At 71.3% G+C, this 18,645-nt stretch carries 17 protein-coding genes and 1 pseudogene; 10 read left to right on the top strand and 8 right to left on the bottom strand.

Annotated features, from left to right (window positions below):
- Window positions 1-19: 19 nt before the first annotated feature.
- Window positions 20-715 (bottom strand): nitroreductase, encoded by a 696-nt coding sequence (locus ACRWNM_RS02845; RefSeq protein WP_431963114.1) that lies wholly within the window; start codon window positions 713-715, stop codon window positions 20-22.
- Between the two features lie 232 nt (window positions 716-947).
- On the opposite strand from ACRWNM_RS02845, the gene ACRWNM_RS02850 reads away from it, so the two are divergent.
- The 4 genes from ACRWNM_RS02850 to ACRWNM_RS02865 all read left to right on the top strand — a co-directional run bounded on the left by ACRWNM_RS02850 (window position 948) and on the right by ACRWNM_RS02865 (window position 6,723).
- Window positions 948-1,298 carry a hypothetical protein gene (locus ACRWNM_RS02850; RefSeq protein WP_431963116.1) on the top strand — a complete coding sequence of 117 codons (351 nt, stop codon included), beginning with the start codon at window positions 948-950 and terminating at the stop codon, window positions 1,296-1,298.
- A gap of 764 nt (window positions 1,299-2,062) precedes the next feature.
- Window positions 2,063-2,857 (top strand): SGNH/GDSL hydrolase family protein, encoded by a 795-nt coding sequence (locus ACRWNM_RS02855; RefSeq protein ID WP_431963118.1) that lies wholly within the window; start codon window positions 2,063-2,065, stop codon window positions 2,855-2,857.
- A 143-nt stretch (window positions 2,858-3,000) separates the two neighbouring features.
- Window positions 3,001-4,323 carry an acyltransferase family protein gene (locus ACRWNM_RS02860; protein ID WP_431963120.1) on the top strand — a complete coding sequence of 441 codons (1,323 nt, stop codon included), beginning with the start codon at window positions 3,001-3,003 and terminating at the stop codon, window positions 4,321-4,323.
- Window positions 4,324-4,341: 18 nt separating this feature from the next.
- Entirely contained in the window at window positions 4,342-6,723 is a 2,382-nt protein-coding gene (locus ACRWNM_RS02865; protein ID WP_431963122.1) for an Eco57I restriction-modification methylase domain-containing protein, read from the top strand.
- Here ACRWNM_RS02865 and ACRWNM_RS02870 read toward each other — a convergent pair.
- Window positions 6,697-7,164 (bottom strand): annotated as a pseudogene (locus ACRWNM_RS02870) (TetR/AcrR family transcriptional regulator); the annotation flags it as partial. The gene ACRWNM_RS02865 and the pseudogene ACRWNM_RS02870 sit on opposite strands and share 27 nt — an antisense overlap.
- Before the next feature lie 290 nt (window positions 7,165-7,454).
- Here ACRWNM_RS02870 and ACRWNM_RS02875 point away from each other — a divergent pair.
- Complete coding sequence (locus ACRWNM_RS02875; RefSeq protein ID WP_431963124.1) at window positions 7,455-8,264, top strand: SDR family NAD(P)-dependent oxidoreductase; 810 nt, start codon at window positions 7,455-7,457, stop codon at window positions 8,262-8,264.
- A gap of 30 nt (window positions 8,265-8,294) precedes the next feature.
- Here the strand turns inward: ACRWNM_RS02875 and ACRWNM_RS02880 are convergent, their stop codons facing one another.
- From ACRWNM_RS02880 to ACRWNM_RS02890, 3 genes are all read right to left on the bottom strand, one after another.
- Complete coding sequence (locus ACRWNM_RS02880) at window positions 8,295-8,459, bottom strand: hypothetical protein (RefSeq protein WP_431963126.1); 165 nt, start codon at window positions 8,457-8,459, stop codon at window positions 8,295-8,297.
- A 150-nt stretch (window positions 8,460-8,609) separates the two neighbouring features.
- On the bottom strand, window positions 8,610-9,125 hold the full coding sequence (locus tag ACRWNM_RS02885; RefSeq protein ID WP_068057335.1) for a gamma carbonic anhydrase family protein: 516 nt from the start codon (window positions 9,123-9,125) through the stop codon (window positions 8,610-8,612).
- Window positions 9,126-9,170: 45 nt separating this feature from the next.
- On the bottom strand, window positions 9,171-10,118 hold the full coding sequence (locus ACRWNM_RS02890) for a GlxA family transcriptional regulator (RefSeq protein WP_431963128.1): 948 nt from the start codon (window positions 10,116-10,118) through the stop codon (window positions 9,171-9,173).
- Between the two features lie 71 nt (window positions 10,119-10,189).
- Between ACRWNM_RS02890 and ACRWNM_RS02895 the strand changes: the two genes are divergently transcribed.
- Both ACRWNM_RS02895 and ald read left to right on the top strand, forming a co-directional pair.
- On the top strand, window positions 10,190-10,957 hold the full coding sequence (locus ACRWNM_RS02895; RefSeq protein ID WP_431963130.1) for an MBL fold metallo-hydrolase: 768 nt from the start codon (window positions 10,190-10,192) through the stop codon (window positions 10,955-10,957).
- Between the two features lie 60 nt (window positions 10,958-11,017).
- A complete protein-coding gene (gene ald, locus ACRWNM_RS02900; RefSeq protein ID WP_431963132.1) occupies window positions 11,018-12,133 on the top strand; it encodes an alanine dehydrogenase in 1,116 nt (371 codons plus the stop codon).
- A gap of 101 nt (window positions 12,134-12,234) precedes the next feature.
- Here ald and sigJ read toward each other — a convergent pair whose 3' ends face one another.
- Window positions 12,235-13,191, bottom strand: coding sequence for an RNA polymerase sigma factor SigJ (gene sigJ / locus ACRWNM_RS02905; protein ID WP_431963134.1), 957 nt, complete (start codon window positions 13,189-13,191; stop codon window positions 12,235-12,237).
- A 129-nt stretch (window positions 13,192-13,320) separates the two neighbouring features.
- Here sigJ and ACRWNM_RS02910 point away from each other — a divergent pair, with 129 nt between their 5' ends.
- Window positions 13,321-14,268, top strand: coding sequence for a cobalamin biosynthesis protein (locus tag ACRWNM_RS02910; protein WP_431963136.1), 948 nt, complete (start codon window positions 13,321-13,323; stop codon window positions 14,266-14,268).
- Between the two features lie 379 nt (window positions 14,269-14,647).
- On the opposite strand, the gene ACRWNM_RS02915 is transcribed toward ACRWNM_RS02910, so the two are convergent.
- Both ACRWNM_RS02915 and ACRWNM_RS02920 read right to left on the bottom strand, forming a co-directional pair.
- Entirely contained in the window at window positions 14,648-15,538 is an 891-nt protein-coding gene (locus ACRWNM_RS02915) for an SURF1 family cytochrome oxidase biogenesis protein (protein ID WP_431963138.1), read from the bottom strand.
- Window positions 15,538-16,041: a low molecular weight protein-tyrosine-phosphatase gene (locus tag ACRWNM_RS02920; RefSeq protein WP_431963140.1), complete on the bottom strand. Its 504-nt coding sequence runs from the start codon at window positions 16,039-16,041 to the stop codon at window positions 15,538-15,540. The genes ACRWNM_RS02915 and ACRWNM_RS02920 overlap by 1 nt, the downstream gene beginning before the upstream one ends.
- A 44-nt stretch (window positions 16,042-16,085) precedes the next feature.
- On the opposite strand from ACRWNM_RS02920, the gene cobC reads away from it, so the two are divergent.
- Both cobC and ACRWNM_RS02930 read left to right on the top strand, forming a co-directional pair.
- Complete coding sequence (gene cobC, locus ACRWNM_RS02925) at window positions 16,086-17,129, top strand: Rv2231c family pyridoxal phosphate-dependent protein CobC (RefSeq protein ID WP_431963142.1); 1,044 nt, start codon at window positions 16,086-16,088, stop codon at window positions 17,127-17,129.
- Window positions 17,130-17,468: 339 nt separating this feature from the next.
- A complete protein-coding gene (locus ACRWNM_RS02930) occupies window positions 17,469-18,593 on the top strand; it encodes a Nif3-like dinuclear metal center hexameric protein (protein ID WP_431963144.1) in 1,125 nt (374 codons plus the stop codon).
- The last annotated feature ends 52 nt before the right edge of the window (window positions 18,594-18,645 follow it).

Here is an 18,645-nt window from a genome sequence, read left to right on the forward strand (position 1 = left end):
TGTCGCGGTGCGGATTTGATCAGTCGGTGAACCAGGCGGCGACCTGGTCGGTCTGCTCGCGGCTGGTGCGGAAGCCGTTCACCGGGTGGTCGGTGTCGGGGTAGCCGAACGAGATGGCTGCCACCACGCGGCGGTTCTCGGTGAGCCCGAAATACTCGCGCAGAAAAGGGGAGTAGGAGGCGAGGGCCGCCTGCGGTGCGGCGGCGAGACCGAGGCTCTGGGCGGCGAGCAAGAACGTGCCGAGGTAGAGGCCGCAGTCGACGGCGCCGTAGACGCCGAGATCGGCCTCGGTGCTGACGATCGCGACATGCGGCGCGTCGAAGAGTTCGAAATTGCGCATCGCCTGGCGCATGGTGCCCGCCTGATCGCCCTTGACGATGCCGACGCTCTCGTACAGTTGCAGCCCGCACTCGCGCCTGCGGTCACGGTAGATCCCGGCGTACTGCCCCGGGAACGCGAAATCCGGTTCGGGCGCGGCACTTTGGACGTGTTCGAGCAGCTCTTTGCGGAACCGATCGGTGGCCGCGCCCTCGGTGACCGCGACCTGCCACGGCTGGGTGTTGCACCAGGAGGGGGTGCGCTGAGCCGCGCGCAGCAGCGCCTCGATGGTGGGCCGCGGGACCTGGTCGGAGCGGAACTGCCTGCAGGTCCAGCGCTCATCGAGGATTCGGGTCAAGGTCTCGAACGCGTCGGTGGGCGCAGTGGTCGGGCTCATGGACCGGCCTCCTTCATTTCGGTTCCATTTCGAGACTGAATGCTAGCCGCTGTGGTCTTTTTTTGTAACCGGCGAACTGGGCGACCGGGCGGTGGCGGGTTGGCGAGACCTCGAAATTGGGGGCGCGCTGGACTCGGGAGTTTGCGCGAAACGGGCGGTTTCGTTGGTGCCGACTTGTAGTCTCCGGCTGAAGTGAAATACGCATGCTCCTGATTTGAGAACGGAAACGACCATGAAGCGTTGTCTCGCGACCGCCCTCGCCAGCGGTGTGGTGCTACTCGGTGCGGCAGGCTGCGGCGGCGAGACGGAGACGCACGTCGACCACGCCCCCGCGAGCACCGCTCCGGCGGCGACCAACACTGTTCAGGAGAGCGCTCCGGCCCCCGTTCCGACCGCAGAGTCGACTCCCGAGGTGCAGGCCCCGGCACCTGAACCCGCGCCCGCCGCGGAACCCGCACCCGCGCAGCAAGTCCCGCAGCAGGCGCCGGCCCCGAAGCCCGCACCGGTGCAGCAACCCGCGCCCGCGCCGCAACCCGCCCCGGCACTCACCGCACCCGGCTTCGAACCCCGGGCCGGTTACTGACGGCGGCTCCGATGACACCGTTTCGAAACAGCGTCCGCCGCAGAGGGTTCGGCGCGACCGCGCTGGTACTCACCGCTGCGGTCGCGTCGTCCGCCACCGCAGGTAGCAGGATCGCTTCCGCTGGGTTCGAGTCCGCCGGAGCCGCGTTCGCTGTGTCCGCACCCGGCACGGCAGCGGCTGCTCGTTCGATGGCTGTGCCCGCTACTTCCGGGGAGGCTGCTCCCGGCGTGGTCGGCACCGCTATGCCCGCCCGCGCGGTCGCTGCCGTCGGGACCGCGCCTGCGCTGACCCGTCACGCCGCGGCCGCCCGTGCGGTTGCGGGCATTGCCAAGGTCGCTCCCGCTGTCGGCTACGTCGAGGCCACGCCTGGCGTTGCGCCTGGCGTTGCGCCTGGCGTCGCCGTGTCCTCCGTGGTCGATCCCGCCGCGTTCGTCCGAACTGCGTCCGACGCCGCCGAGGCTTTGCCCGCCGTATCGGTCGGCACTGTGCCGGCCGTATCAGTCGGCACTGTGCCCGCCGTTTTCGACCCCTCTCGGGCTGCGCCTTCTGCCGGGGTCGCGGCTGTTGGGACCGCACCCGTCGCAACTGGCTCCGCAGGGGCGGCACCGGCTCCGATCGATTCCAGCGAAGCTGCGCCCGTCGGGGCCGTGCCTGCCGTGGTCGACTCCGTGGGAGCCGCGCCTGTGGCGGTCGATTCCGACGGAGCCGCTCGGGTGGTGGCCGACCCCGTCGCCGGGAGCCCCGCAGCGGGAAAGGCGTTAATCGTGCTCGGGGATTCGTTCACCGCCAACGGGTTTCGCTGGGATGCCAAATCCGAGGAGTGTCTGCGGGGGCCGAGTTCGTGGCCGACCCAGTTGAGCGGCTTGATGGGTGTGGCGGGGACCGAGGACTTTCTCGATGTCTCGTGCTCCGGTGCTTCGATCGATACCGGGCCCGGCTACACCCTCTCGCACGAGGCGATCGAGGCAGACAAGGTCGGTGCCTTCGGGCCCGAGACCCGGTTGATCGCGCTGCAATTCGGGCTCAACGACGAGTGGGGCGCGTCCGAGACCACCATGTGGACCTCGCTGCTGCCCTGCGTGTTCAACCACACCGATGGTTGCGGGCTGGAGGCCGCCGAGCAGGGCAGGATCACCGACTATCGGGGCGTGTCCGGGGCGCGCTTCGCCGAACGGATGCGGGCGGTGATCGAGTACCTGCGCTACTTCGCCTCGAACGCGCGCATCGTGCTGGTCGGCTATCCGGAGTTGTTCCCGGCGGGCCAGGACACGGCGTGCGTGAACGTGCTCGGCATCGGCCAGTACGTGCAGCCGCGGGGCCGCGCGGTGGTCGAATACCTCGACCGTCTCGACGCCGCGCAGCGGGAAGCGGCCGGATTGCTCGGCATCGAGTTCTTCGACACCAGGGCGCTGACCGCCGGACACGGACTGTGCTCGCCCGACCCGTGGGTGAACGGTGCGCTGGATCCGCGCGCCGATCTGATCGGATTGCCGTTCCATCCGTCGGCGCACGGTGACGCGGTGGTCGCGCGCGCGATGCATGAACGGTTCGGCCGATGACCGCGCAGCGGGAGTCGCACGTCGATACGTCCGGGAACCGCACTCGCACAGGGGTTTCGGTCGGCGCGAGGTTTACGCTCCGATCGACCGGTAGCTTGCCGGTTGAGGCGGGCCCTACTGGTAGCGAGCCGAGTACGTCGGCTGTGAGCAAGTCGGTAGGTAACTGGTCGACCGAAAGCCCGGCGGAGAACGGCTCGGCGAGACTGCCCGAGCCCAGCTCGGCCGACGCGACGCGCACCCGCCCGGCCCTGCCCTCGCTGACCGGCGCGCGCTGGTGGGCGGCGTTCGCGGTGTTCCTGCTGCACGCCTTGGTATTCCTGCCGGTGTACCCGTTCCAGAAATCGGAGCTGTTCCGGCACCTGCATCAGGCGATGCCGATGCAGCTCGGGGCGGCGGGCGTGACGTTCTTCTTCGTGCTGTCCGGGTTCATCATCTACTGGTCGTTCCGGCCGGGGAGTTCGGTGCGGCGGTTCTATCGGCGGCGGGTGCTGAAGATCTATCCCACGCACCTGGTGGCCGCCGTCGCGTTCGTTCTGGTGGCGAGCGTGCCGCTGACCCGGCCGGTGGTGTGGGCCCCGGACCTCGCGCTGGTGCACACCTGGGTGCCGAAGTGGTCGACGGTGGGCGGACTGAACGTGCCGTCCTGGTCGCTGGGTGCGGAAATGCTGTTCTACCTGTGCTTCCCCTTGGCGCTGCCGCTGGTGCGGCGGGTGCGTCCCGAGCGGGTGCTCTGGGTGATGGCCGGACTGCTGCTGGCGATCGTCGCGCTGCACGCCGCCTACTTCCTCTGGGTGCCCGGCCCCAAAGGCATCGAGAACGCCTTCGCCCCTCGGCTGGTACCGGGTGAGGCGTCACCGTTCTTCGAATTGCACGCCTCGCCCGCGTGGTTCGCGCAGCCGGATATCCCGGTCGCACAGTCCTATTGGCTCAGTTATATCTTCCCGCTCTCGCGGCTGCCCGAATTCTTCCTCGGGGTGTTGGCCGCCCGGCTGGTGCTCGAGGGCCGCTGGCGCAATACCCGGCTGTCGCCGCCGCTGCTCGCGCTCGCGGTGGCGTACGCGGCGACCTGGGTCGTCCCGGTGAACTTCAAGATGTCGGCGCTGTTGCTGGCGCCGATGACCGCGGTGGTGGCGACGCTGGCGGCCCGGGATCTGGCCGGCATCCGCGGCCTCAACGCCTCGACACGGATGGTGTGGTTCGGCAATATCTCCTTCGCCTTCTATCTGATCCAGTTCCCGGTGATGGTGCTGGTGACGAGGCTGCTCATCGGCGGACGCCAGTTCGGGCCGGTCGGCTGGCTCGGCTTCGCCGCGCTGTGCCTGGTGCTCTCGACCGCGGCCGCGGCGGCCATTTACCACGGGGTGGACGCGCCGCTGATGCGCAGGTTCGCCGGGCGACACGCGGGCGAGCGATCCCGGGCGACGCGCGCGCCGGTTCCCGCCATCGGCCCGCCCGCGGCGTCCTGACGAGGCACAATCCCAACCATGGGTTCGCATACCCACGAGCGCAAACGGCATGGGCGGCACTACACCCCGCCCGCGCTGGCGCGGTTCCTCGCGCGGCGGCTGCTCGCGCACGCCCCGCGTCCCGGCCACGGGGGAGTGCTGCGCGTGCTCGACCCGGCGTGCGGCGACGGAGAACTCCTGCTCGCCCTGCACCGGGAAGCCGCGGCGCACCTGCCCGGCGTCCGGCTCCGGCTGACGGGGTACGACCTCGACGAGTCCGGGCTCGCCGCGGCACGGACGCGGGCGGCGGCGGAGCACATCGAGGTCGACTGGCACGCCGGCGACTTCCTCGCCGACGCCGCGGACCTCGCGGACGGCTCCTTCGACGCGATCATCACCAACCCGCCCTACGTGCGCACTCAGCAGCTCGGCGGCGACACCGCGCGGCTGCTCAGCAGGCAGTACGGGCTGCGTGGTCGCATCGATCTCACCCACCCCTTCGTCGCGGTGGCGCCGCGGCTGCTGACCACGGGCGGCGCGCTCGGTCTGTTGTGCGCCAACCGATTCCTGACGACCAAGGCGGGTGCGAACATTCGCAGCATCCTGCTCGGCGAACTGTCACCGGTCGAGCTGTACGACCTCGGCGACACCAAGCTCTTCGCGGCCGCGGTGCTGCCCGCCATCACCATCGCCACCCGCGGCGGCCGCGGCGCGGTGTGCCGCCACGTCTCGGCCTACGAGGTGCCGATCGATGAATCACTCTGCTCCGGAAACCTTTTCGACGCGCTGGTTGCGGATTCCGGTTCGCTCGTCCGGCACAACGGACGGACCTTCGCCGTCGAGGTCGGCACCCTCTCGACAGGTGTGCCTGCAAGCCCCGCCCTCCGGCCCGCGAGCGCCGCCGAGCCCGCGCCCGGCCGAGACGAAGGCGCGAGTACGCCGAGTGGGCGTAGCTGGACGGAATCCGTCGGCAGCGACGTGTACGGCGGGAGCGAAGACGCAGGTGCGCCTGGTGGGCGCGGCGGGGCGGAGTCCGTCGACAGTGGCGTGTACGGCGGGAGCGAAGACGCAGGTGCGCCGGGTTGGCGTGGCCGGACGGAGTCCGTCGATGGCCGCGCGCATGGCCGGACGGAAGCCGGAGCTACGTCGAGCAGACGTAGCCGGACTGAGTCCGTCGACAGCAGCGCACACGGCCGGAGCGAAGCTGGAGGTACGTCGAGTGGACGTGGCCGGGCAGAGCGTGTCGACAGTGACGCGCACGGCCGGAGCGAAGCTGGAGGTGCGTCAGGTGGGCGTGGCCGGACGGAGTCCGTCGATAGTCCCGCGCACGGCCGGAGCGAAGCCGGAGCTACACCGAGTGGACGTAGCCGGACCGAGTCCGACGACGCCCGCGCGCACCGCCGGAGCGAAGGCGGAGGTGCGCACACCGCGTGGCGGATGTCGCGACCGAGCGTTGACGCCTGGCTGAACCGCGTCGGCGCGGGCACCTGGCGGAGTTTCGGCGAGGTGGCCCGCATTCGGGTCGGCATCAAGACGACCGCCGACCGGGTGTTCATCTCCGACCGCTGGGACCAGGCGCGTCCGTGCCCGGAGCCGGAGTTGCTGTTGGAGCTGATCACCCACCACGATCTGGCGCCGTGGCGGATCGAGCGGTCCGCCGACACCAGGGTGCTCTATCCCTACGACACCGCCGCGCCGCGCCGGGTTCCGGTGGACCTGCGCGAATTCCCCCGCGCCGCCGCGTATCTGCGCCGCCACCGGTCGACGCTGGCCGCTCGCAAGTACGTCACCGGGAGCGGTCGCGAATGGTTCGAGATCTGGGTGCCGCAGCGGCCGAACCTGTGGCGGGTGCCGAAACTGGTGTTCCCCGATATCAGCGAGCGGCCGCGTTTCGCGCTGGACCGATCGGGCGCGGTGGTGAACGGGGACTGCTATTGGATCTCGCTGGACGACCTCGGCGGCGACACCGAACGGGCGCAGCGCCTGGCGTATCTGTTGATGGGCGTGGCCAATTCGGCGCTGGGACTGCGCTACTACGACGCGGTGTGCGGTAACCGCCTGTACTCGGGGCGGCGGCGGTGGATCACCCAGTACGTGTCCCGGCTGCCGCTGCCCGACCCGGACCGCCCGGCGTCCGCGGAGATCGCGGCGCTGATCGCCCAGCTGGTCGACGGTGACCACACGCCCGACGACGCCGCGCGGCACCGTCTCGACGAGTTGGTGGACGCGGCGTTCGGGCTGGGCTCAGGCGGAAGCGCGGACGCCGACCATCGGCAGCAGGGTGCGCCGGGCGAACGCGCGACCGGCCTCGGCGTCGCCGAGCGGGATGAGCCCGTCGGGGGTCAGCGCCAGGGAGAGCGCGAGCCGGGCCATGATCTCGGCGACCAGATCGGCGTCGAAGCCGGCGTCCCCGGCGCGTAGTTCGCGCAGCTTCTCCGCCAGGTAGCCACGGCCGACCGCAAGGATCGGACCGCCCTCGGTGGTGAGCCGGGGCAGGATCAGGTCGGGCTCGGTGCGCAGCAGCCTGCGCAGCAACTCGTTGCCCGCGATCGCCGTGATGAAGGCGACGAAGATCTCCACCAGCTGGTTCTCGGTGCCCTCGACGGTCTGCACCCGCTTGTCGATCTCGGCGACGAAGCGCTGCGCCTCCCGCACGCTCACCGCCTCGACCAGGTCGTTCTTGGATTCGTAGCGCCGGTAGAGGGTCGCGGGACTGATGCCGGCCCGGCGCGCGATCTCGCCCATGCTGGTGCGCTTGATCCCGAAGTCCAGGAACGCCGAGAGGGCACTTTCCAGGAGTTTCTCGCCTTCGCCGACGGGCTTGTCGAGAATGCGCTGGAGCATGGACGGGACGGTGGGCATCGGATCTCCAGTCGTTGGCGCGGAAGCCGGTCCGCAGCGGCGCCGCGACGGTGCGGGTGATGGACGTTCATTATTTCATCCGCGCGTGAGCCGGCGGTCGGAGATCACGGAAGCTGGGAAACAGCGCATGATGGAAACTCGCACCCTCTCGGCATGCTCGGGTGACGAGTCGCGGCGCGCGTCGGAGCGAGCGACACGGCGAATCCGGTAACCGATCTTTCCCGGGCGGCTCCGTTGTGGCTAACCTGGTCGGGTGCCCGAGTCGGGCGTGGGGTGAAAGGGGTTGGACCGTGGGGTATTTCGCCGATCGGGTGGTGGTCGTCACCGGAGCGGGCTCGGGGATCGGGCGAGAACTGGCGCTGGCGCTGGCCCAGCGCGGCGCGCGGCTCGCGCTTTCGGACAAATCCGACCACGCCGTGGCGACGACGGGGAAGCTCTGTGCCGCAGTCGGCTTCACGCCGACGGTGACCGTCCTCGACGTGACCGACCGGGACGCGGTGCTGGCCCATGCCGAGCGGACCGCCGCGCGCTACGGGCGGGTGGAGGCGCTGTTCAACAATGCGGGAATCCTGCACGTCGGCGGGGTGGCGGAATCCCCGTTCGAGCACTTCGAGCAGGTCATGGACGTCGACTTCTGGGGAGTCGTCAACGGCACCAAGGCCTTTCTGCCGTACCTGCGGGCGGCCGAGCGCGCCAACGTGGTCAACGTGTCCTCGGCGTACGGCTTGGCCGCGGTGGCCGGGCACGGACCGTACAGCTCGGCCAAGTTCGCGGTGCGCGGCTTCACCGAATCACTGCGCCAGGACATGCGTGCCGCGGGCGGGCGGGTGCGGGTGACCGGCGTCTATCCCGGCGGGGTGCTCACCACCATCGCGCGCACGGCGCAGTTCGCGCCCGGCATCGATGGCGCGGCGGTGGCCAGGCGCTTCGAGGACCAGGTCGCGCGCACCAGTCCCGAGGCCGCGGCACGCACCATCCTGCGCGGTGCGGCGCGCGGGCACGCGAAGGTGCTCGTGGGGCTGGATGCGATGGTGGTCGATCTGGTCACCCGGTTCGCCGGGCCGTATCACGAGCGCGTGCTCGACCTGGTCATGCGCTGAGTTCGATCAGGCGCTGAGACCGCGCCACGGTCATTGCCGGGGCAGGTCCAGGTCCGCCATTTCCTTTTCGATCGCGTTCGCGGCGAAATCGACACCGCGGGAACGCAATTCGTGAACGCGACGCTGGAGCGCCTCGATCCCGCCCGGTTGGGCCGCGATGTCGGCTACGCTGACCCGCCGCTTCGGTCGGTGCATACTCGAGTCCCGGTACGACACCGTGATACCTCCTGCCTGTGACGCATCATGCTCGCCGTCCGCGCGGTCTCTCCGAGCCGCGGGACGCCGGTCATGCAGGCAAAATGCTATCAGTCGTTTGTGCTGGACATTTGATCAGTGTGCTACGTATCACACCACTTTCGCGCTGCGGTGATTGGCCATGTTGTGTAGGTAGACCGCGCCGTTGAGCCGGATACCGTCCTGCTCGGCCTCGCTCAATTCGCGTCGCACCTTGCCGGGCACCCCGGCCACCAAGGAGCCGGGCGGGATCTGCGCGCCCTCGGGAATCAGGGCGTTGGCCGCGATCAAGCTGCCCGCGCCGATCACCGCGCCGTTGAGCACCGTGGCGCCCATGCCGACGAGCACATCGTCGCCGATGCTGCACCCGTGCAGAATCGCGTTGTGCCCCACCGACACTCCGCTGCCGACGGTCAGCGGGAAACCGGGGTCGGCGTGCAGCACGCAGCCGTCCTGGATGTTGGTGCGCGCGCCGACGGTGATCTGTTCCAGGTCGCCGCGCAGCACCGCGCTGTACCACACGCTCACCTCGGCGCTCAGCGTCACGCGCCCGATCACCGTCGCGTTCGGGGCGAGCCACGCGCTCTCATCGATCTCCGGCGCGAAACCGCCGACCTCAATCCTCATGATGGCAACGTAGCCGCGCCGCGCCGGTCCGTGCGCGCGGGGGCGTCAGCTCGCCGCGCGGAAGAGCGCGCGGTGCGCGGCGGGACTGGTGCCGAGGAGACGCCGGAAGTGGTGGCGCAGGCTCACCGCGGTGCCGAAACCGGTGTCGGCGGCGATCCGGTCCACGGTGTCGTCGGTGGACTCGAGCAGCAGCCTGGCGCGGTCGGCGCGCTGATGCAGCAACCACTGCTGCGGACTGCTTCCGGTGCGTTCCCGGAACCGGCGGGTGAAGGTCCGCCTGGCCATCACCGCGACCGCGGCCCACGCGTCCAGATCGATCGGATCGCCGAGATGGGTACGCGCCCAGACCATGGCGCGCTCGATCGGATCGTCCTCGGCGTGGTCGGGCACGGCCACCGGGATGTACTGCGCCTGCGACCCGCTGCGGTGCGGTGCGGTGACCAGCGCCCTGGCCAGCTCGGTGGCGGCGCGGCTGCCGTGGTCTTCGCGGAACAGGTGCAGGCAGCAGTCCAGCGCCGCCGCGACGCCCGCGGAAGTGATGACATCGCCGAGATCGGACCACAGCGTATCGGCGCGCACCCGCACCGACGGATAGGCGCTGGCCAAGTCGTCGGCCGTCGACCAGTGCGTGGTGATCTCCCTGCCGTCGACGAGACCGCTGGCCGCGATGGCCCAGGCGCCGAGGCACAGGCCGACGATCCTGGCGCCGCGCGCGTGCGCCTGCCCGAGTGCGTCGCGCAGGTCGTCGGAGATCCCGGCGCCGCGCGTCCAGCTCGGCACCACGACGGTGTCGGCGTGCTCGAAGGCGGCGAGGTCGTCGGCGACGTGGATGTCGAAACCGGCGGGGGTGCGCAGGGTTCCGGGACGTTCGGCGCAGACCCGCACCGCGTACGGCGCGTTCCCGCCCGCCCCGACCCGGCCGAAGACCAGGCCGGGCACGGAGAGGTGGAAGGGGCTGATCCCGTCGTAAGCCAGGACGGTCACCGTATGCATGGCCCGATATTAGCGATAGGCGGCTCGCGGGCCACTGTTCGCATGATCTCGCAGCGGCGACGATCGACGTCATGAGCGAAACGATCGAACGCACCGCCTTGGAAGTCCTGCACATCGGCGGCCCCACCGTCCGCTTCCGCTACGGCGGCAGCACCTGGCTGACCGATCCCACCTTCGACGAACCCGGCGACTACCCGGGCCCGATCACCTTGCACAAGCTGACCGGCCCCGCGGTGCCGGTCGAGGAGGTCGGTGCGATCGACGTCGTGCTGCTCTCGCACGATCAGCACGCCGACAACCTGGACACCAAGGGCCGCGCTCTCCTCACCACCGTCGGCACGGTGTTCTCCACGACCGACGCCGCCGAGCGGTTGAACGGCGTTCGGGGACTGCGCGAGTGGGAGCGCGTCCAGGTCGGCGCGGTGACCGTCACCGCGGTGCCCGCGCTGCACGGGCCGGAGGGGTGCGAGCCGTTCAGCGGAGCGGTCACGGGTTTCGTGCTGGAGGCCGCGGGGGAGCCGACGGTGTACGTGTCCGGTGACAACGCCTCGGTGGAACTGGTCGCCGAGATCGCCGGGCGGTTCGAGCGGATCGATATCGCGTTGCTGAACGTCGGAGCGGGGAATGTGGGACGGTTCGGCGACGTCGACGTGACGTTGAACGCCAGGACCGCGGTGCAAGCCGCCGAGGCGCTCGGCGAGGCGATCATCGTGCCGGTGCACGCGGAAGGGTGGGCGCACTTCACCGAGACGCTGGATCACCTGGTCCGCGTTTTCGACTACGCGGGGCTGACCGATCGGCTGCGCATTCCGCCCATGGGGCAGGCCGTCGCCGTCTGAAGTTCACCGGGTGTGCGCGCCGTCGTGGCGAACCGTCGGCGGGTGGGCCACGATGGCGATATGAGGATCGGAGTGCCACGGGAGGTCAAGGAGCAGGAATTCCGCGTCGCGCTGACACCCGCGGGCGCCGGGGAACTGGTGCGGCAGGGGCACCGGGTGCTGATCGAGTCGGGCGCGGGTGACGGGTCGGGATTCGCCGATCGTCACTACGCCGACGCGGGGGTCACCCTGGTGGACGGCCCCGACGGCGTGTGGGCGGACGCCGAGCTGGTGCTGAAGGTGAAAGAGCCGATCGCGGAGGAGTACCCGCGGATGCACCGCGACCAGGTGCTGTTCACTTACCTGCACCTGGCCGCCTCGCGGGACTGCACCGAGGCCGTCCTGAAATCCGGCATCACCGCCATCGCCTATGAGATGGTGCGGGCGGCCGACGGCTCATTGCCGCTGCTCGCGCCGATGAGCGAGGTCGCGGGCAGGCTCGGTCCGCAGGTCGGCGCCTACCACCTGATGGCGCCGCTCGGCGGGTGCGGCGTGCTGCTCGGCGGAGTGCCCGGCGTGCGGCCCGCCGACGTGGTGGTGCTCGGCGGCGGCGTGGCGGGAACGAACGCGGCGACCATGGCGGCGGGCATGGGCGCGCGGGTCAGCGTGCTCGACACCAACCTCGCGAAGCTGCGCGAACTGGACGCGCGGTTCCAGGGGCGGGTCACCACCGTGGCGTCCAATGCCGCCGAGGTCGAGCGCGCAGTGCTCGCGGCCGACCTGGTCATCGGGTCGGTGCTGGTGCCGGGTGCGCGGGCGCCGAAACTGGTCACCGAGGAGATGGTCGCGGCGATGCGGCCCGGCTCGGTGCTGGTCGACATCGCCATCGACCAGGGTGGTTGTTTCGCCGGTTCGCGACCGACCACGCACGCGAATCCGACCTTCCGCGTCGCGAATTCGCTGTACTACTGCGTGGCGAACATGCCGGGCGCGGTCCCGCACACCGCCACTGTCGCCCTCACCAACGCCACGCTGCCGTACGTGCGCGCCATCGCCGACCACGGGTGGCGCGACGCCTGCCTCACTCACCCTGACCTCGCGCAGGGGCTGACCGCGGATCGCGGACGATTGCTTTCCGCCGAGGTCGCCGCCGCCCACGGCTACCCGCTCGCCGAGTCGGTCGGGCTCGCCGGTTGATCGGCGCGGCGGTGGGGTAGCCGCCACCACAGCCGCTCCGCACGCCGCACAACGACGAGATCTCTGTGCGGCGTGCGGAAGGCAGCGCGTCGGTGGTCGGGTTACACGTCGGGGTTCGCCTCGTTCAAGAACCAGTCCGGAGCGTCGGTCTCCGGCAGTTCGCGCAGCTTGTCCGGGTTGCGGACGATGTGCATCGCGACGATGCGGCCCCCGTCGACGGTGAAAGAGAAGACGCCGGTGTGGTTGCCGTCGAAGACGACCAGGCCGGGTTGTCCGTTGACCAGCACCGAGCGGCCCCACGCGCCGTGCGCCGACGGCGCGTTGTACCAACCCAGCAGAAGCTTCGCCACCAGCTCGGCGCCGCTCACGCTCTGGCGGATGGCAGGCACCTTGCCGCCGCCGTCGGCGGTCAGGCTGACGTTGGCGTCGAGCACGCCGAGCAGCGCGCTGAGATCACCCGACCGCCACGCCACCGCGAACGCCGACACCACCTTCTCCTGCTCGTCGGGCGACGCGGGGAATCGGGGCGTGCCGTCCTCGACCCGTTTGCGGGCGCGCGAGGCGAGCTGGCGGACCGCCGCCGGTGTTCGCCCGACCACCTCGGCGACCTCGGGCCCGCTCATGCCGAACACGTCCTGCAGCACGAACGCGGTGCGCTCGGCGGGGGAGAGGGATTCCAGCACGATCAGCAGCGCGGTGGTGACCCGCTCGTCCTGGGTGATGCGGTCGGCCGGATCGTCCACGGTGGTGACCTCCGGCTCGGGCAGCCAGTCGCCGACGTACTGTTCGCGGCGGGCGCGGGCCGAGCCGAGCTGATCCAGCGCCAATCGGCCGGTCACGGTGGTCAGCCAGGCGCGCAGGTTCTCGATCTCGCCCGCGGCGCCCGCCTCGTGCTGGCGCTGCAACCGCAGCCAGGCGTCCTGCACCACGTCGTCCGCGTCGGCGAGGCTGCCGAGCGTGCTGTAGGCGAGCCTGCGCAGGTACGGCCGGTGCTCCTCGAACCGGCGTGCCAGCTCGGCGGCGTCCAGGGACTCGGGTCCTGGCTTCTCGGATGTCACTGGAACCACCGTTCGGTCGTGCGGGCCCCGGTGCAGGGGCGCAGCGGGTGTCGTAGGTATGACGAGGCAGGACCACAGAGTGTGACATCCGGACGATCACGGCGGCCGAGCGCCCGATACTCTCGCCCGGTGCACACGGGGATCTCGGCGGGCGGCGGGCTGCTGCTCGGTTTCGCGCTGGATCGCGCGTTCGGCGATCCGCGCCGGTGGCATCCGGTGGCCGGATTCGGTTCGGCGGCAAGCGCGCTCGAGTCGCTGACCTACGCCGACCGGCGGGTGGCTGGAGTCGTGCACGAGGCGGTCGCGGTCGGCGCCGTGCTCGGCCTCGGCCTGGCGGCGCGGCGCGGCGGCATGGCGGGCACGGCGCTGGCCACCTGGACCGTGCTCGGCGGGCGCAGCCTGGCCCGCGCCGGACGCGCCATGGCCGATCATCTGGAGTCGGGCGATCTGGCCGGCGCCCGCGCGTTGCTGCCTTCGCTGTGCGGGCGGGACCCCTCGGTGCTCGACGCCGACGGATTGGCTCGCGCCGCACTGGAATCCATCGCCGAGAACACCTCCGACGCCACCGTCGCGCCGCTGTTCTGGGGTGCGGCGGCTGGTCTCCCCGGTCTGCTCGGCTATCGCGCGATCAACACCCTCGACGCGATGATCGGCTATCGGAACGACCGCTACCACCGTTTCGGCTGGGCGGCCGCCCGGCTCGACGACGTCGCGAACCTCGCGCCCGCCCGCGTCACCGGACTGCTCACCGCGGCCTTCGCGCCGCTGGTCGGCGGCAGGCCCGCCGCGGTGCTGCGCGCCTGGCGACGTGACGCGGCCAAGCATCCCAGCCCGAACGCGGGGGTCGTCGAGGCGTCGATGGCGGGCGCGCTCGGCGTCCGGCTCGGCGGCCGGACGCAGTACCGGCACGGAACGGAACTGCGGCCAACCCTCGGCGACGGGCCCGCGCCCACGGTTCCCGATCTGCGGCGGGCCGTGCGGATGTCGGAGGCGGTTCAGGTGGGGGCGGCGGTTCTCGCCGCGAGCGCGGCCTTCGCCCTGCCTTCGCTGCGCCGAAGGCTGTCGGTCTCGGGCTGACGCACGCTCGAGGGCCACGGGGCTGTCCCGGGCGGGGAGTCAGCTGCCGAGGAGCGTCCACCGGTCTCCCAGCTACCTCGCCCGTGGTGGCGTCGCTGAAGGACCTGACCGCACCCGAGGAGGTGACGCGGTGGCGCCACTCACCGTCGCGTCGGTAGCCGGTGACGGTGAGCAGTTCGTCGGGCTCGCGGTCGTTGGGTCGGATGCCCGGCCGCCGCGGCGGTGCACTGGGCAGGGCCGCCCGCAGTTGGCGAGATCGGTTCGGGCACCTGTTCCGCGGGCCGGGGTGGGCGCCCGCTGACCGATGAGCCGACCGGTCGCTGGAAGGGCGGTGAACGCGACGGACGTTCGGCGGTTCACAGTGCAAGGCGAACGCGGGTCAGGAGCGGTTGCGTCCGTATCGGTCGGCGAGCTTGGCCTCGGTCGTCGGCGGCGCCGGGGTGGTGGCGGGTTCGGTCGCGGCGGGTTCGGTCGGCGCCGGTTCCGTCGGTGCGGGCTGGGTGGCCGCGGCCTTCTCCTTGCGGCGTTCCCGCAGTTCGGCGTAGACGAAGTAGCCGAGGCCGAGCGGCGCCATGACACCGAAGGCCAGCCATTGCAGCCCGTAGGAGAGGTACGGTCCCGCGTCGAGCTGGGGGAGCGGGGTCGGCGTGAACGCGCCCGGCTGATTCTCCGAGAGCTCGAGATAGCCGCCGCGCTCACCGGCGGGAATCGGGGTCAGCGGTTGCCCGAGCACCTCGGATTCCTGCGCGGTGTCGATCGAATACACCTGGCGGTAGCCGTCCTGGGTGAGCGGCGTCTTGTCCGCACTCACGCCCTCCGACATGCGAATTCGGCCCTCGAGGCGCTGCTCGCCCGCGGGCGCTTCCTGGATCTGCGGCGGCCGCGAGGTGCCGTCGACGCCGGCGACCAGACCGCGATCGACGAGCAGCGTGCGCCCGTCCGTCAGGCGGAAGGCGGCGAGCACCGCGTAGCCGGGCGCGCCGTCCAGGTGACGCAGGCGGACCAGCACCGTCGAATCGGGCAGGTAGCTGCCGGTGGCGGTCACCCGCCGCCATTCGGTGCGCTCGTCGTCCGTGGCGGCGAGCACCGTGGTCACGTCCACCGGGTCGGCGCGCACCGAATCGGCGATCAACTGGTTGCGGTGCTCGGTGGCGGTGTTCTTGCCGAGCTGCCACGGCGCGAGCACGGTGAAGCACAGGTAGGCGAAAGCGGCCACCAGCGCGGCGAGGATCAGCCAGCTGGGGCGGAACAGAAACGTCAGGCGGCGCATCAGGGCAGTCCCTCGGCTACGGGCGCCAGCGCCAGTTCCGCGCGTACCCAGTCCAGCAGGCCGGGGATCGCCGCCTCGATCTGCGCGCGGACGAGTTCGAAATCGGCGTTGCCGCCGTAGTACGGGTCGGGCACGTCAGGGCCGTCCGCGTCGGGATCGAAACTGCGCAGCAGCCTGCGGCGATCGGACGGGACGCCCAACTTGGCCAGCGCGCGCTCGTGCCCGGTATCCAAGGCGACGAGCAGGTCGGCGTCGCGGTGATCGGCGCCCACGACGGCGGCCACATGCCCGGTGGGGTAGCCGTGCCTGCGCAGCGTCTCGGTGGTGCGCGGGTCGGCGTCGTCGCCGATGTGCCAGGAGCCCGTGCCCGCGCTGCTCACCCGCACCCGGTCGGCCAGTCCGGCCAGGCGCAAGTGGTGCGCGAACATCTTCTCCGCCATCGGCGATCGGCAGATATTGCCAGTACAGACGAACGACACGTGCAGGTCACCCACGACAGCCATTCTGGCCGGTCGCCCTGCTCGCCCGCCACGTAGGGTGTGATCCCGTGCCCTCCGACACAGTCGATCACGCGCTGCTTCGCCATCACGGCGACGTCGACGCGCGCCCGGGCATGCTCGATTTCGCGGTCAACGTGCAGGGCAGCGCGCCGCCGCCGTGGCTGCGTGAACGCCTCGCCGCCCGGCTCGCCGACCTCGGCCGCTACCCGAGCGCCGCCGAGGATCTGGCCGCCCGCATCGCCGTGACCGCACGGCACGGCCGCCGCCCGGACGAGGTGCTGCTGCTGGCGGGCGCGGCCGAGGGATTCGCGCTGCTGCCGAAGCTGGCCCCGCGTCTCGCGGCGGTGGTGCACCCGTCGTTCACCGAACCGGAGCTGGCGCTGCGGCAGGCCGATGTGCCGGTCGTCCGGGTGCTGCTCGAACCGCCCTACATCCTCGACCCGTCCGCCGTGCCCGACGCGGCCGATCTCGTCGTCCTCGGCAACCCGACCAACCCGACCTCGGTCCTGCATTCCGCCGACACCGTCCGCGCGCTGCGTCGTCCGGGCCGCGTGATCGTCGTCGACGAGGCCTTCGCCGACGCCGTCCCCGGCGAACCGGAATCCCTGGCGGCCCTCGCCACCCCAGACGTCCTCGTCCTGCGCAGCCTCACCAAGACCTGGGCGCTCGCGGGCCTGCGCTGCGGCTACGCCCTCGGCGCCCCCGACCTGCTCGCCCGCCTCGACCACGGCCGCGCGCACTGGCCACTCGGCGCACTCCAGCTCGAGGCGATCGCCGCCACCGCCGAACCCGCCGCGGTCGCCGAATCCCAGCGCCACGCGACCGCCCTCGCCGCCGCCCGCGCCGCGATGATCGAGCGCCTCACCGACCTCGGCCTGCACGTGCACACACCTGCCCGCGGGCCTTTCCTTCTCCTGCACGTTCCCGGTGGCGAGGTGCTGCGCAAGCACTTGGCCGAACAAGGCATCGCGGTGCGCCGCGCGGACACGTTCCCCGGGCTGGGGCCCGACCACCTCCGCGTCGCGGTGCGGGACGAGGCCGCGGTGGACCGTCTGTGCGCAGCGATCCGCACCGCGCCCGGTTTCCCCTGACGTGCGGCGCTGACTTCGACCGCCCGTGTTCGGGACTGCCGCCGGTGGCAGTAGGTCCGGTCTCGGCAGGACGCACGATACGCAACCGCCATTTCCTCCCGTCAGTAGAGAAAAGGCGGTCGCGTGAGGAGCTAGTTCCAGGCGGTGTCGCATGAGGGCAAACGGGTGCACCACGCCGATGACCACGGCGAGCCGGTGCTCGACTGGTCCCCGCGCCCTCTTGCGCCGGTGGGATAAGACCGGAACCAGGTGCGATGTCGGGCGACGACAGACGCGGCGGGATGATGGGACGGCCGGTATGCGCCGGGACAGGAAATACGGGAGGAGCGAGGTAGGCGGATGGTGACGACGCTGGCGGATCTCATCGGGGTGCTGGACGCGGCGTATCCGCCGAAGCTGGCGGAGTCGTGGGACTCGGTCGGGCTGGTGTGCGGTGATCCGGACGACGAGGTCAGCAGGGTGTTGTTCGCGGTGGACGCGACCGCCGCCGTCGTCGACGAAGCCATCGAGTGGCGCGCCCAGGCATTGGTCGTGCACCACCCGCTGCTGCTGCGCGGCGTGGACAGCGTGGCCGCCGACACCGCGAAAGGCGCTCTGCTGCACCGCCTCATTCGTTCCGGATGCGCCCTGTTCACCGCCCACACCAACGCCGACTCCGCCGATCCCGGCGTCTCCGACGCGCTCGCCGCGGCCATCGGGCTGACGGTGACCGGTCCGCTGGACCCGAAACCGACGGCTGCCGTGGACAACTGGGTCGTCCAGGTGCCGCGCACCCACACCGACGCCGTGCTCGGCGCGCTGTTCGACGCGGGTGCGGGCGGCGTCGGCAGTTACGACGAGTGCGCGCTGCGGGTGCCCGGCGTCGGCCAGTTCCGGCCCATGCCGGGCGCGAATCCGGCGATCGGCGCCATCGGCGAACTGCAGCGCGTCGACGAGGATCGCGTCGAGGTCATCGCGCCGCCCTCGGCGCGCTCCGCCGTGCTGGCCGCGCTGCGCGCTGCGCATCCCTACGAGGACCCGGCCTACCACGTCACCGAACGGGCCGCCCTGCCCTCCGGCCTCGGCATCGGCCGCGTCGGCATCCTCCCGGAACCGGAACCGTTGCGCGACTTCACCGCTCGCGTCTCCGCCGCCCTGCCCGCCACCGTGTGGGGTGTCCGCGCCGCGGGCGATCCGGATCGCGTGATCGAGCGCGTCGCGGTGTGCGGCGGCGCGGGTGACTCCTACCTGTCCACCGCGGCCCGGCTCGGCGTCGACGCCTATCTCACCTCCGATCTGCGCCACCACCCCGTCGACGAACACCTGCGTACCGGCGGCCCGGCCCTGATCGACGCCGCGCACTGGGCCACCGAATTCCCGTGGTGCGCCCAGGCGGAAGGCATCGTCACCGCGACGCTGCCCGATCTGGAGACCCGCGTCTCGACGCTCCGCACCGACCCGTGGACCGTAGGCGCGGCGGACTGACACCGCCGTCGGCCTTCGACCGGCAGGGCGCGCGGCTCGCCCGCCGCCGAAA

This window comes from Nocardia sp. bgisy134 (assembly GCF_965341865.1).
In the GTDB taxonomy this organism is placed as follows: Bacteria; Actinomycetota; Actinomycetes; order Mycobacteriales; family Mycobacteriaceae; genus Nocardia.

Excerpts from the sequence above, each read along its gene's own strand:
- ACRWNM_RS02845 (WP_431963114.1), bottom strand. The coding sequence starts at position 715 with ATGAGCCCGACCACTGCGCCCACCGACGCGTTCGAGACCTTGACCCGA.
- ACRWNM_RS02850 (WP_431963116.1), top strand. The coding sequence starts at position 948 with ATGAAGCGTTGTCTCGCGACCGCCCTCGCCAGCGGTGTGGTGCTACTC.
- ACRWNM_RS02865 (WP_431963122.1), top strand. The coding sequence starts at position 4,342 with ATGGGTTCGCATACCCACGAGCGCAAACGGCATGGGCGGCACTACACC.
- ACRWNM_RS02880 (WP_431963126.1), bottom strand. The coding sequence starts at position 8,459 with ATGCACCGACCGAAGCGGCGGGTCAGCGTAGCCGACATCGCGGCCCAA.
- ACRWNM_RS02885 (WP_068057335.1), bottom strand. The coding sequence starts at position 9,125 with ATGAGGATTGAGGTCGGCGGTTTCGCGCCGGAGATCGATGAGAGCGCG.
- ACRWNM_RS02890 (WP_431963128.1), bottom strand. The coding sequence starts at position 10,118 with ATGCATACGGTGACCGTCCTGGCTTACGACGGGATCAGCCCCTTCCAC.
- ACRWNM_RS02895 (WP_431963130.1), top strand. The coding sequence starts at position 10,190 with ATGAGCGAAACGATCGAACGCACCGCCTTGGAAGTCCTGCACATCGGC.
- ald (WP_431963132.1), top strand. The coding sequence starts at position 11,018 with ATGAGGATCGGAGTGCCACGGGAGGTCAAGGAGCAGGAATTCCGCGTC.
- ACRWNM_RS02915 (WP_431963138.1), bottom strand. The coding sequence starts at position 15,538 with ATGCGCCGCCTGACGTTTCTGTTCCGCCCCAGCTGGCTGATCCTCGCC.
- ACRWNM_RS02920 (WP_431963140.1), bottom strand. The coding sequence starts at position 16,041 with ATGGCTGTCGTGGGTGACCTGCACGTGTCGTTCGTCTGTACTGGCAAT.
- ACRWNM_RS02930 (WP_431963144.1), top strand. The coding sequence starts at position 17,469 with ATGGTGACGACGCTGGCGGATCTCATCGGGGTGCTGGACGCGGCGTAT.